This window comes from Streptomyces sp. SCL15-4, assembly GCF_033366695.1.
GTDB lineage: Bacteria > Actinomycetota > Actinomycetes > Streptomycetales > Streptomycetaceae > Streptomyces.
Map to the genome: position 1 here is coordinate 999,680 of NZ_JAOBTQ010000001.1, position 13,429 is coordinate 1,013,108.

The 13,429-nt window shown below is 75.5% G+C and carries 8 protein-coding genes and 1 pseudogene; 4 read left to right on the forward strand and 5 right to left on the reverse strand.

Annotated features, from left to right (window positions below):
* The first annotated feature begins 7 nt into the window (after nt 1–7).
* Entirely contained in the window at nt 8–394 is a 387-nt protein-coding gene (locus SCK26_RS04170) for a class I SAM-dependent methyltransferase (protein ID WP_318199883.1), read from the forward strand.
* A 194-nt stretch (nt 395–588) separates the two neighbouring features.
* The gene (locus SCK26_RS04175) at nt 589–1,299 is read left to right on the forward strand and encodes a lipoprotein (protein WP_318199884.1); all 711 of its coding nucleotides are present in this window, start codon (nt 589–591) and stop codon (nt 1,297–1,299) included.
* Between the two features lie 21 nt (nt 1,300–1,320).
* Here SCK26_RS04175 and SCK26_RS04180 read toward each other — a convergent pair whose 3' ends face one another.
* Nucleotides 1,321–1,974, reverse strand: coding sequence for a GNAT family N-acetyltransferase (locus SCK26_RS04180; protein WP_318199885.1), 654 nt, complete (start codon nt 1,972–1,974; stop codon nt 1,321–1,323).
* A gap of 64 nt (nt 1,975–2,038) precedes the next feature.
* Nucleotides 2,039–3,223, reverse strand: a pseudogene (locus tag SCK26_RS04185) (DUF1996 domain-containing protein); the annotation flags it as partial.
* 1,068 nt (nt 3,224–4,291) lie between these two features.
* Between SCK26_RS04185 and SCK26_RS04190 the strand changes: the two are divergent.
* Nucleotides 4,292–5,455 (forward strand): C40 family peptidase, encoded by a 1,164-nt coding sequence (locus tag SCK26_RS04190; protein ID WP_318199886.1) that lies wholly within the window; start codon nt 4,292–4,294, stop codon nt 5,453–5,455.
* Between the two features lie 160 nt (nt 5,456–5,615).
* Entirely contained in the window at nt 5,616–6,980 is a 1,365-nt protein-coding gene (locus SCK26_RS04195; protein WP_318199887.1) for an FAD-dependent oxidoreductase, read from the forward strand.
* Between the two features lie 60 nt (nt 6,981–7,040).
* On the opposite strand, the gene SCK26_RS04200 is transcribed toward SCK26_RS04195, so the two are convergent.
* The 3 genes from SCK26_RS04200 to SCK26_RS04210 all read right to left on the reverse strand — a co-directional run bounded on the left by SCK26_RS04200 (nt 7,041) and on the right by SCK26_RS04210 (nt 13,276).
* Nucleotides 7,041–11,630: a hypothetical protein gene (locus SCK26_RS04200; protein WP_318199888.1), complete on the reverse strand. Its 4,590-nt coding sequence runs from the start codon at nt 11,628–11,630 to the stop codon at nt 7,041–7,043.
* Nucleotides 11,631–11,882: 252 nt separating this feature from the next.
* On the reverse strand, nt 11,883–12,884 hold the full coding sequence (locus SCK26_RS04205; protein WP_318199889.1) for a hypothetical protein: 1,002 nt from the start codon (nt 12,882–12,884) through the stop codon (nt 11,883–11,885).
* Complete coding sequence (locus tag SCK26_RS04210; RefSeq protein ID WP_318205906.1) at nt 12,881–13,276, reverse strand: PadR family transcriptional regulator; 396 nt, start codon at nt 13,274–13,276, stop codon at nt 12,881–12,883. The genes SCK26_RS04205 and SCK26_RS04210 overlap by 4 nt, the downstream gene beginning before the upstream one ends.
* Nucleotides 13,277–13,429: the final 153 nt, after the last annotated feature.

Here is a 13,429-nt window from a genome sequence, read left to right on the forward strand (position 1 = left end):
AGTCGCGATGACCGAGGGAAACCACCGGGCGCCGGATGCCGCGAACCGGACGCCGGCCGCCGTGATGTCCGACGCGCTGGGCCTCGGCGTCTCGCCGGTCATGGTCGAGCCGGCCGCCCGGCAGGTCCCCGGGGCCGGGTTCCGGCTCGCCGGCATCCGCGGCACGGCACTCGCGGAAGCCTCCGTCGACGCCGTGTGCGCGTGCTTCTCGCTGCTCCAGATGTCACGCGCCGAACAGGCGGCCGTCATCGCGCAGCCGGCGCGCGCGGTACGGCCCGGCGGCCTCGTCGCGCTGGCCACCGTGCCCCTGGACGCGGAGGACCCGACGGCCTCTTCAGGGGACAGCCGGCCCGGCTGGCCGGCTTCGGTACGCGGGCGTTCGGCGACCTGGTGACCTGGTGACCGGCGCCGGTCTGACGGTGCCGGCCGAGGAGTGCGCCCGCTTCACCCCGGACTTCCCCGAGGCCATGCCCGAACCGCAGCTGTTCCCGCGCGCCCGGCGTCCCGCGGACCGGTGAGCCGCATCCCGTCCGGCGTTGTCGGCGGCCTCGGCTAGAGTTGCGGCTCCGCAGCGAACGGGAGACGACAGTGCAGGTCAGGGTGGGGACAGTGGGCGGCCGCGTGGCCGTCGCGGCGGCGGTCGCGGTGATGCTCGGCGGCTGCGCGGGGACGGCCGACGACGGGAAGAAGTCCGCGGGCGCGTCGGCGAGCGCCAAGGGCGCGGCGGCCGGGGAGACGGGGACGAAGGCCACGTCGGCGGCCCGCGGCGGCACTCTCGGCCCGGCCGGTTCGGCCTGTGAACTGCCCGTCGGCTTCGCTATCGCCAAGGGCTGGAAGCCGAAGTCCGTCGACGCCGAGAAGGAGCTGGCCAAGGCGGCGGACGGCGAGGACGGCGACCTGGCCGGCCAGCTCGCCGCGGCCCTGCTCCGGCAGGGTCCCGTCACCGCGGCCTGCGAGATAGACGCCAAGCCGTCCGGGAACATCGGCTTCCTGCGCGTGTGGAAGGGCAAGCCCGGGAACGCCGACGCGGGCGGCGTGCTGCGCGCGTTCCTCGCCGCGGAGAAGGACGTCAGCGAGGCGAAGTACCACTCCTTCACGACCGGCGGCGGTGTCGCCGCCGTGGAGGTGGAGTACCTGAAGACCAACAAGCTCATGGAGGAGACCAAGAAGGAGAGCGCCTTCGCCGTCGGCACGCCCGACGGTCCGGTCGTCCTGCACCTCGGCGGCATGGACACCCAGGAGCACGACGAGATGCGGCCCGCGTACGACCTCGCCAAGCAGACGCTCAAGCTCTCCTGAGGGCCGCCGCCCCCGCCTCGCTCAGTCCCTGGCCGTGGCCCGGCCGAGGTAGGTGAGGGGGCCCGCGTCCGGTACCGGTACCGGATGGAAGCCGACCCGGTCGTAGAAGGCGCGGGCGGCCGTGTTGGCGGTGACCATGCCCAGGTGCACCGCCTGGACGCCCTGTCCGCGCAGGGCGTCCAGGAAGGTGTGCAGCAGGCGACGGCCGTGTCCCCGCCCCTGCCAGCGCGGCAGCAGGTCGATGTGCAGATGGGCCGGGTAGTCGGCGAGTCCGGGTACCAGCATCCGCTCCGGGCGGTGCAGCAGGCGGATCATCTCCTCGGTGGGCGTGCGCGGCGGCCCGGCGGGCTCGGGGTAGCGGCCGGCCAGCCGGGGTATCCAGGTCTGCCGGAAATCGGCGACGAAACGCTCGGTGTCCGCAGTGCCGAGGATGTATCCCACGGCCCGGCCGGTGCCGTCGTCCAGGACGAAGGCGAGATCCGGGTCGAAGTGACAGTAGGGGTCGGCGAAGAGGGACGGCATCAGGTCCGGGTCGGGGTAGATCGCCCGGGAGTCGCCGCCGAGGTGCGCGGTGCGGACGCAGACGTCGGCGACGGCGTCGCGGTCCGCGGGGCGGTAGGGCCGGATCACGGGGGCCTGGTCCTGCTCGGACGGGTCCTGTTCGGAAAGTGCCATGGCTTCATACTGATCTTTTGGGAGCGCTCCCACAAGGGCTGACCGCCAGGTCGGACGCGTGCGGTCAGTGGCGCAGGCCTCTGGCGCGGAGCAGCATGAACACTCCGGAGAGGGCGAGCAGGGTGCCGATGACGGCGGGCACGACACGGGCTCCCGTCGCCCTCCACTTGCCCTGCGCCGAGCCGGATGGGGCGCGCGGTGACGGCGACGCGGCCGTGACGCTCGCGCCGTCGTCCGCGCCGTCGTCCGAGGCGCCGAGCGGGGCGGTGCCGGCGGGTGCCGTGGCCGGTCGCGCGGGCGTCGGTATCGCACCGGGGCCACCGGAAGGCCCGCAGTCGCGGCCGGAGTTGACGCAGTCGACCATCTCGCGCATCAGGTCCTCGTCGAAGAGGCTGATGAAGTCGCCGTGGTCGGTGACGGGTTTGTGCAGCTGCTCGGGGAAGGAGTCCACCGCGAACAGCGGGACGGTGCGGCCGCCGTCCGCGACGCTCGGCGCCGGGACGTCGTAGACGATGCGCTGCACCAACTGCGGAATGGCCCTGAAGCCCGGCGGGCAGGAGCCGTCCCCGGCGGTGAAGGCCACGTGCGTACGGTGGTTGGCGCTGTCGGTGTCGCGGCCGTCCCAGCAGCTCTGGAAGCGGAAGGTGCGCACCACGTCGCTGCCCGGCGGGCACAGCGGGTACTTGTCCCTCAGTTGCCTCGACTCGTAACCGGTGCAGCTCCAGGAGGCGTTGGCGTTGCCGGGACCGTTGACGAGGGCCTTGGCGTCGCCGGTGACGATGCGCAGCAGGCGCGGCATGGCGGTGACCTTGCCCCGCGGGTTGCCCAAGAAGGTCAGCGTCACCTCCCTCGGCGTGAGGATCTGCCCGGTGTTGCCCTCCCTGCCGCCGCCCGGTGCCTCGGCATCGCCTTCCCGCACGCCGTTCCGCACGCGCAGCACCGGCCAGTAGTACGAGGACTTGTCGCCCCGGTCCGCGCAGCTCGTGCCGGCGCGCGCCAGGTCCTCGTCGCTCGCGAAGGCGTCGGCCGACTGGTTCCCGACGTAGTCGTGGACGTGGTGGGCGCCGTTGGAGACGCCGGGGGCGACGATCAGGTTGTCGGAGTTGTACCGGCGATTGCCGTTGACGCCGCAGTCGGAGGTGAAGGAGCCGCGCGAGGCGCCGGCTTGCGGGGGCGGGGCGGGTGCCTCGGGCGGTACGGCGGTGATGTCCGCGTAGTCGGAGGCGACGGGGCCGTTGCCGGCCGGGGGAACGCCGCCGGCGCGGGTCTCGGCGGCCGAGGCGTGGACGCCGGCGGCGACGAGCCCCGCTCCGCCCAGCATCAGTGCGAGTGCCGCGACGGTCGCACGTCGTGCACGGAGCGGGCGTCGGCGCCTGTCGCGTACCAAGGTCGTCCTCTGTGCGTGCGGAACGGTCCGGCAGGGGTCACCGGACTCCACAGGAAACCACGGTTCGCGTTCCTTCACCCCTCGAACGCCGCCGCGAGCACCACACCTACGTATCCGACATTCCACGTCCCAACCTTCACACCAGGTACACATGTTGGCTAGGTTGACGCGAGGCCGCCGCCCGGGCTCCGCTCCGGCGAGCCGCCCGACTGCCCCGCGGGGCAAGGAAGGAGCACCTCTTCCATGGCGCCGGAGAGCCACGACGAGGTTCGGCAGCGGATCGACTCCCTGTACGACCAGGCCGAGAACGTCACCGGTCGTTTCAACGCGACCCGGGCCATGGCCCGGCGGACGCGCTCACGGGACGTTCCGCAGGCCGAGCGGCCGGGGCCGCCGCGCCGGGAGCCGGCACTCGACGCGCTCACCCGCCAGTGGTTCGACACGGCACGCGCCGCGCTCGGCCCGACCGTTCCCGCGGTACTGCCCGCCGACCGCCGGCCGGACCGGACACCCGCGGCGCCTTTCCCGGAGGAGAGCGGTGCCGTGTCGGGGGGTGGGCCGGCGGCCTTGGAGCCGGGGCCGTCCGCCGGGGCGGTCCGGGGGCTGGAGCGAGGAGTTGGCGAGACGGCGGGCGCGTTGGCTCCTGGGAACGTGGTGCCTGGGACGCTTCTCGGGGGACCGTCCACGGGCGGTGCGGTGGCCGCACCGCTGGCCGGGAGTGCGGGAGCCGCGCCGTCCGCTGAGGGCGGGATGGGCGCGGCGGCTGCGGGAGGTCCGATTACGGGGCCGCTTGCGGAGGGTCCCGTGACCATGCCGTCGGCTGGGAGCGCGAGCGCCGTGGTGGGACCGGCCGGCGTGCGCGGCACCGGGAGTCCGGTGACGGGTCGGCTCGGGGGGCGTGCCGCCGAGAGCCGGGCGGCGGAACCACTCGTGGTGCGCGCGGTCGGAAGCTCGGCGCGGGAACTGCTCGCCGCGCCGGTGTCCGAGCCGGTGGCGGCCGGTGGTACGGCGGAGCCAACGGGCTTCGGGGAACGGGGAGCGGTCGGCGGTGCCTCGGCGGAGACGGTCGGTCTGCCGGACGTCGTCGGGCCGTCCGCCGCGCAAGGGAGCCGTGCCCGGGGGCCCAGGCCGCTGCCGGGTGCCGACGGCTCCGGCCGCCCCTCCCCCGCCGTCGCCAAGGCGACCGGCCGGCGCAAGCTCGCCCTCGCGGGCGGTCTGCTCACCCGTCACACCACCGAACCACCCGTGCCGGACGAGGCCGTCCCGCCGGCACCGGCCACGGACTTCCCGTCCACCGCCACGGAAACGGGGCCCGGCACCAACACCTTCCCGCACCCGATGCCCTCCGCGCCGCTCACCGGCGCCACCACCGCCGCCCCGCACCTCGCACCCCCCGAACCCGCACCTCACACCGGCGCCACCCCCTGTCTCACGCCCTCCGCACCGCTCACCGGCGCCACCACCGCCGCCCCGCACGCGGCGCCCCATACGACCGCCGCCGACACCCGCGCCACCCCGGACCAGGCCGCTCCACCACTCACCACCGAAACCGACACCCTCCCGCACCCGGCGTCCTCCGCACCGCTCATCCCCGCCACCCCGTACCCCGCACCCCCCGCGCCCAGCCTCCACCCCGGCGCCGCCCCGGCCCCGGCCGTCCCCGGCGGCGCGCAGGTGCACGGTCCTGTGATCCCTCTCACCGCCACCGCCTCTCCACCGCCGGAGTCACCTCGTGCCCGGCGGGCCGCCAAGGCGGTGGCGTTCGCCCGGGCGCAGGTGGGCAAGCCGTGCGTGTCGGGGGCGACGGGGCCGGGCTCGTACGACGGTGCCGGGCTCACGCAGGCCGCCTGGCGGGCCGCCGGGGTGGCGCTGCCGCGCGCCGCGCACGCCCAGGCGCTGGCCGGCACGCCGGTCACGGCGGACGCGATGGAACCGGGTGACCTGGTCGTCTTCTTCGACGACGACCGGCATGTGGGCCTCCACACCGGCGGCGGCATGATGGTGCACGCCCCTGGGCCGGGGTCGGTCATCCGCGAGGAGCCGGTCTACGGCGCCGGCGAGACGGCGATCCGTCGCGTCGTCCGCCCGGCCTGAGCGGTCGGCGCCGCGCGGTGCGGCAAGCGCATAAGCCGACCCTGGGACAGGCATAAGAGCGGCTTATGAGGTCATAGACCAGACCCGCGTACCAGGTTAGGTCTGCCTTAGTTTAGGCTTCCTGATCAAGCCGCCGTTCACGCTCGAAGGGAACCTGATCATGCCGCGCCCCCTGCGGGTAGCCATCGTCGGAGCCGGCCCCGCCGGGATCTACGCCGCCGACGCCCTGCTCAAGTCCGAGGTGGCCGCCGACCCCGGTGTGTCCATCGACCTCTTCGAGCGGATGCCCGCCCCGTTCGGCCTGATCCGGTACGGCGTCGCGCCCGACCACCCGCGTATCAAGGGCATCGTCACCGCCCTGCACCAGGTGCTCGACAAGCCGCAGATCCGCCTGTTCGGCAACGTCGACTACCCGACGGACCTCAGCCTGGACGACCTCCGCGCCTTCTACGACGCGGTGATCTTCTCCACCGGCGCCATGGCCGACCGCGCGCTGTCCATACCCGGCATCGACCTGGACGGCTCCTACGGCGCCGCCGACTTCGTGTCCTGGTACGACGGCCACCCGGACGTGCCGCGCACCTGGCCGCTGGAGGCCGAGAAGGTCGCCGTGCTCGGCGTCGGCAACGTGGCGCTGGACGTGGCCCGCATCCTGGCCAAGACCGCCGACGAGCTGCTGCCGACCGAGATCCCGCCGAACGTCTACGACGGTCTGAAGGCCAACAAGGCCGTGGAGATCCACGTCTTCGGCCGCCGCGGCCCGGCCCAGGCGAAGTTCAGCCCGATGGAGCTGCGCGAGCTGGACCACTCCCCGAACATCGAGGTCATCGTCGACCCCGAGGACATCGACTACGACGAGGGCTCGATCGAGACCCGGCGCGGCAACAAGCAGGCCGACATGGTCGCCAAGACGCTGGAGAACTGGGCGATCCGGGACGTCGGCGACCGTCCGCACAAGCTCTACCTGCACTTCTTCGAGTCCCCGGCGGAGATCCTCGGCGAGGACGGCAAGGTCGTCGGCCTGCGCACCGAGCGCACCGCCCTGGACGGCACCGGCAACGTCAAGGGCACCGGCGTCTTCAAGGACTGGGACGTCACGGCGGTCTACCGCGCGGTCGGCTACCTCTCCGAGAAGCTGCCCAAGCTGCCCTGGGACGAGGACTCCGGGACCGTGCCGGACGAGGGCGGCCGGGTCGTCGAGGACGGCGGCACCCCGCTGCAGTCCGCCTACGTCACCGGCTGGATCCGGCGCGGCCCGGTCGGTCTCATCGGCCACACCAAGGGCGACGCCAACGAGACCGTGGCCAACCTGCTGGACGACTACGCGAACGGCCGGCTGCACACGCCGTCCGCGCCCGAGCCGGAGGCGGTGGACGCCTTCCTCGCCGAGCGGAACGTCCGCTTCACCACCTGGGAGGGCTGGTACAAGCTGGACGCCGCCGAGCGCGCTCTGGGCGAGCCGCAGGGCCGCGACCGGGTGAAGATCGTCGAGCGTGAGGACATGCTGCGGGAGAGCGGGGCGTAAGGTCCCGGTTCCACCGACGGGGCGGCGGGGCCGGCGCGGGTGCGCCGGCCCCGCCGTCGTTCAGACTTCCGCCGCCCGCGCGAACAGCTCGTGCAGCGGCACCGGAGGCAGCAGCCGGGTGAACGGGCCGTACACGGTCTTGCCCGCGAGGACCGCGCCGTGGGTGACGAGCTTGCCGCTCTCCACCGGCAGATGGGGCGCGTCCAGGTTCTCCCAGGTGTCGTGAGCGAAGGCCGTGCGTCCGGCGCGGGCCCGCCGCCCGGTCCGCACCGCGCCGGCCGCCACCAGTTCCGCCTGCGCCGCCTTGTGCCGGGCGGCCGTCCAGCCGTTCCAGCGGCGGACGTCACGATCCGTCGGCCGGGCCAGGGCGCGCAGCTGGAGATACAGCGCGGCGGCGTCCGCGCCGACACCGAGCCGCCCGGCGACCTCGGCGACCAGGGCGGGGACGCCGAGCGCGGGATTGGCCTCGTAGCCGCCGACGGGCACGGGACTGTCGGCCGCGCGGGCCGCCATCCGGGCCACGCCGTCGAGCAGCGCCCGGATGCGGGTCACCTCCCGCCTGAGCCGGGGCAGGTCCAGCCGGTCGGCCAGGTCCAGTGCCCGGGCCGACCGCTCCGGGTCCGCGAGGGCGGCCGTGCGCAGGAACACGTGCCCGCCGGGCACGGCGACCACGAACGTCCCGTCGTCGACCGCCGTGGGCGCCGGTGTGGCGGTGTCCGGCAGCGGATCGGGCCACGGGAGCACGCGGCCGGTGTAGGGCCGGAAGGCGGGGTCTTCGGCGATCGTGCTTGCCGGTGCCGGGAGCGCCGGCAGTTCGACCAGGGTGTCCGGCGCGGCGAACCGGGCCCGCAGGCGCTCGTGCAGCTTCAGGGCCCCTTCGGCCGCCGGGTCGCCGACCGGCCGCTCGGTCAGGGCCCAGGCGATCACGGACAGCGCCTCGGTGTGCGGGGCGCGGTCGGACCGTATCCCCTCCTCGGCCGTGCCGTCCGGCCCGGACCGGTGCAGGCGCAGCCGGCCGGGGCTGTCGGCGGCCGGCACCCGGCCGTCCCAGGCGACCGGGGGACGGCCGGCGGGCAGGGTGCGGGCCCAGTCGGCGTTCAGGCCCAGGTCCGTCTCCAGGGCGTCGGCCAGTTCCTCGTCGACGTAGGGACGGGTGCCGAGCCGCTGCGCCCAGACCTGCGCCATGCGCTCGGCGGCCCGGACCGAGCCGTCCGCCGTCCACAGGTCGGCCGGGTCCTCGGGGAGCCCGGCGGCGAGCAGGGCGCGCCGGCCGTCGGGCCCGAGCCGGTGGCAGAAGGCGTCGTACTCCGTGGCCGTGGTCTTGTTCGCCTTGTACGGCTTGGAGCGCAGCATCCTGGTGTGCTCGCCGTATGCCGCGCGCCGGGGCAGGCCGGCGAGGGCCAGCGTGGCGACGGGGCGTCGTACGCCGGTGCGCCAGGAGAAGACGGCGAGCGCCTCCGGGGTCAGCGGGACCGGTCCGTTCTGTTCGACCAGTTCCAGGAGGCGGGTGAGGCGGGCGGCGTCGTCCCGGGTGATCGTGACCGTGCGCTCCTCCTCGGTGCGGGCGGGGGCGGGGCCGGCTGCGGGCTGCACGAAGCGGCGCAGTCCGCCGCGGTCGGGGCCGGCCGCCGCGTCGGGTGCGGCGGCCAGTGCCTCCTGCGGGGCCCGGCCGGTGCGCCAGGTGCCGCCGGGCCCGGCGAAGGGCTGCTCGCTCCAGGTCCGCAGCAGGGCGTTCAGCGCGGTGCGTTCGTCCGCGGGTGTGGTCTCGACGGCGGCCCGCCAGGCGACGGCGTCGATGTCGCCGAGCAGCACCTGCCATTCGGCGGGGCGTGCGGGCGGAGCGAGACTGCGGGTCTCGTCGTCGATCTCGCCGCGCAGGAAGCGGCCGTCGGCGGCGAGGGCGGTGAGGGTGCCGCAGTGCCGTTCGGGTGCGTGGGTCTCGTAGGCGCGCAGGTCGGGCAGCAGGCCCGCCAGGGCGGGGACGAGCGCGGTGTCCGGACTGTCGGCGGGCAGGGTGACGACCGGGCCGGAGCGCATGATGCCGACGCGGCGGGACAGTTCCTCGCGGCGGCGCAGGATGCCGGCGGCGAGCCGGGCCGCGCGCACCACGCCGTCGCGCACCCGGGGGTCGCCGACGTCGGGCAGCAGCCGGGTGACCCGGTCGCGGAGCGTGCCGTCGTCCGGGGTGGCGAGGGCGGCGTCGAGGAGGGCGCGCACGGCCGGCGCGGAGACGGTGCGCAGCGCCTTGGAGGAGCGTTCGTCGCGGGCGGTGAGGAAGTGCCAGAACGCGGGCGGCGGCACGGGGCCGGCCTGCTCGCCGAGGGTGGGCGGACGGTCGCGGTCGCGGGCGGCGGGCGGGACGAAGCCGTGCACCTGCCACAGCAGGGAGTTGTCCGTGGCGGCGTGGCAGCGGATGGTGGTCTCGCCGACGGTGACGGCGTCCTCGCCGCCCTCGGGCAGGGCGAGGACGCCCCAGGGGTGGCGGCCGAAGCGGCGGCTGCGGAAGCGTGCGGTGCGGCCGTCGACGGACTCCAGCAGGAATTCGGTCGGCGACGGGCCCTGGTAGGGCGTGCGGTTCAGGACGCGGCAGCCGACGAGCCGTCCGTCCTGGCCGAGCGGGGAGGGCGGGGCGTCCTCGGGGAGCGCCGCGAGGTACTGGCCGCCCTCGAACTCCTCCATGCCGGGCGGCACGTCCCGGTCGCGGTGGAAGTCCGGCAGGGCGCGGTCGGCCGCGGGCGCGCCGGTCACGGGGTCGTACGGGGTCCAGTTGCCGCGGGTGTGGAACACCTGGGCGCCGTAGAGGCGGCGGCCGTCGCTCAGCTGGAAGTCGTGGTGGCCGATACCCTCGCGTCCGCCCGGCCGCAGCACCCGCTGCCCGTCGAACCGGCCGCCGCGGTCCGGGGTCTCGAATTGATAGCCGAATCCGCCCTGGACCAGTCCGCCGTACGGCCGCAGACCGTAGCCGTCCTCCGGAGTGAACACCTCCTGCGGCCGGCCGGACCAGTACGCCCGGGCACCGGTGTGGCGGTCGCCGGAGTGCCAGCTGACGAGGAACTGGCCGCCGGCGAAGTGGACGGTGTGCTCGGTCGCCTCGTCCGGCAGCCGGAAGGCGCAGGCCGCACGGGTGCCGGTGGGGTCGACGGCCACGGCGCGGTCGGCGCCGTAGACGGTCAGGACGGGCCAGGTGCAGGTCACGCGGAGGGAGTCGGCCGGGTCGAAGCCGGCGAGGGCCGACTCCAGGGCGGGCCAGCCCAGTTCCTCGGGCAGCCCGGCGCGCAGGGCGCGGGCCAGCGGGCCGGTGAGGTCCAGGGCCGCCAGTGCCTCCTCGATGCCGTCCAGGGCGGTGGCGGTGGGCCGGTCGAGCAGGCCGGCCAGTTCGGTGACCGCCTCGTCGGCCGCGGCGAGCCCGCCACCGCGCAGTTCGCCGAGCAGGCCCTCGACACGGGCGTGCACCTCGGTGGCGATGCCGGCGTTCTCCGGGAGCCGGGTGATCGCCGTGCCGGTGCCGCGCAGCCCCTCGTGCACGGTGCCCTCCAGACGGCGGCCGAAGACGGGGTGGGCGGCCAGGGCCTTCAGGTCGCGGCGCGAACGGTCGCCCCAGAACGTCAGCTTCACCGCGTCGCCGGGGTCCGCCACCTCGATGCCCTCGGCGAGGCACGCGTCCAGCAGGTCGGCGTCCAGGGCCGGCCAGCGGTACTTGTCCTCGTGGATCACCACGGGAGTGCCGGCGGCGCGCAGGCGGGGGGCGAACCGGGTGACGATCTCGAAGAGTTCGGCGGGCACGGGCTGGCTCGCCACACCGCCGTAGGCCACCTTCTGGTGGCGGTACGTGCGCGTGTACCGGTTCAGCCAGCCGGCCGGGCCGCCCTCCGGTTCGAGGTGCCCGGCCGCCGCCGCGTCCACGATGCCGCCGCGCAGCAGCAACCGGAGCCAGGCCGCCGCGTCCTTGCGGGAGTCGGGGAACAGGTCGAGCAACGCGGCTTGGACGTCCGGGCCTTGGGGGTGGTCGCCGAGCGGTCCGGCGGCGGCCTCCAGCAGGGCGTCCGGGACCACCTTGCCGCGCGCGGCGCCGAGGACGCGGCCGAGGACCCGGGCGTCCTCGTCGGTGCCGAGGCCGGCGGCGCGGGCCGAGGCGGCGACGCGGCGGGCGAGGTCGGCGGGAAGGTCCCCTGGGGAGGCGGCCCAGGCGGTGAGCACGCGCACGTACTCCTCGTGCGCCTCGGCCGGGGCCAGGTGCCCGGCCAGCCAGCGCTGATGCTCGCTCAGTTCCTTCACCGGCAAGCCGCCGCGGGCCGCGAAGAGCAGCGCGTTGGCCCGGCGCCAGCGCGGGTCGACGGGCAGCGCGTGTTCCTGCTCCGCCTTGCGGGCCAGGGTGTAGGCCTTGGCGGCGGCACCGCCGGGGTAGCCCAGCAGGCGGTGCGCCACCGTGTCCCAGAACCAGGGCAGATGGGCCGGTGGCAGCCGGCTCGCCGAGCGCCGCAGCCGCTCCAGGCAGCGCCCCATCTTCGGGTACGCCGCCGACACCGCCGCCGACATCTCGTCGAGCAGCGCGACGGCGGCGCTCCCGGCGTCCGGGTCGTGGGCCGCGGCCCAGAGCGCGTAGGTCGCGGACCGGTGGGATTCGGCGGGCAGCAGGTCGTGAGTGAGCATGCGGCGATCTTGGCACGGGGGTCCGACAGCCGTCCGGGCCTGTGGACAACCGCCGGGAACGACCGGCCCGGCCCTGTGGACAATCGGGGTCCGTCTCCGGGGCCGTACCGGGAGAACCCCCGGCCGGGCCCGGGGACGGGCCCGTTCGACGGCTCGATGGACCGCCGTACCTCTCCGGCGGCCCCCGCCCCCTCCCGGCGCCGAGGTCCATCGGCACGCCGGACGGGCCGGGCCGGGCACCCGGTCGGCCGGTCAGCGGCGGACGAGGTCGCGGCCCGCGGTCACGGCCAGCGCCACGGTCAGCAGGACGAGGGCCGCCGTCTGGCCGAGGCCGCCGCCGCGCACCGCTTCGGCTCCCGGCACGTCCAGCCAGGGACCGAGGGCCGCGACCCGCGCCGCGAGGACGAGCAGGCCGAGCGCGGTCAGGGCGAGCGCGGCGCCGGGCGGCGTACGGTCCGTGCGCCGGGCGTGCCACAGCAGCCAGCCCAGCGCGCCCACGACGAAGCAGGTGGCGGGCGCCCACACCGTGTCCGCCGCGGCCGGCAGCAGCACGACGGACCCGCCGGTCACCACGCACCCGGCCAGGAACACCAGGCCCGGGGAGCCGGCGGGCAGGCGGGCCGGCGGCGCGTCCCGGTGGTGGGCGGCGCACAGGGCGAGCGCCGGCAGCCAGGCCAGCAGCGCCGCCGCCGTCTCGTACCAGTGCGCCCGGGGCGCCATGTCTCCCGTCAGCGGATCGAGCAGCGGCCACAGGGTGGGCAGGGCCGCGCCGAGCGCGCCGTACCGGGCCGGGCGGCGGCGGTCGTGCAGCAGCGCGAAGTAGGCCACCGTCCACAGCAGGGGCAGCACCCAGGTCAGCACGGCGACGGCCGTGCGGGCCGGGTCCGCGCCGGTGAACCCGATGAGGAACAGGTGCCGTCCCTCGGCGCCCCGGGTGAGCGCCCAGGTCAGTGCCAGGGCGCGGTCCACGACCGCCGAGGTCGCCTGGAGCCCCACGGCGAACAGGGCGAAGAGGCGGACCGCGGAGCCGAGGAGCGCGTACGGGCGGGGCGCGCCGGGCGCGCCGAGGCGGCAGCGCACGGCGAGCGCCGCGATGCCGGCCACCTCGCCGAGCGTGGGCCGGCTCTGGTCCTGGGTGTCGCGGTCGAGGCCCCAGAGGTAGGTGTCGAGCATCTCCTCCTCCCGTTCGCGCCGGTAGTAGGCGGGAAGGAGGCGCAGGACGGTGCGGTAGCGGGCTTCGAGCAGCGTGGTCATGCGCAGCCTCCCGCGAATCCGGGCGCGGCGGGGGGTTCGAGGCCGGCCGGGCCCTCGGCGGCGGGACGGGCCGGGGCGGCGGCGCCGCGGCCCTCGGCGATGCGCCGCTTGGCTGCTCCGGCCCCGGCGGCCATCCGCTCGGCCTCGGCGTCGAGGGCCGTCACGCCCTCCTCGGTGAGCCGGTAGTAGCGCCGCAGCCGGCCCTGCCGGACCTCTTCCCGGTCCAGCACGATCAGGCCGTCCGCGGTGAGCCGGTCCAGCACGCCGTACAGCGTGCCGACCCGCAGCCGCACCTCCCCGGCGGACAGTTCCTCCACCTCTCGCAGGATGCCGTAGCCGTGCCGGGGCCGGTCGGCGAGTGCCGTGAGGACGAAGAACGCCGCGCGGGTCATGCTCTTCCCTGTCATGGAGCCAAGATATATCGGAAACCGATATATCTCGCGTGGACGCGCCGGAAAAGGGTCGGAAGCTGCCCGTACGGGCGTACCGTCGCGCCGTGCCGGCTCGGGCGTACGCCGTACCGCGCCCGGGCGTACGGCGCGCGC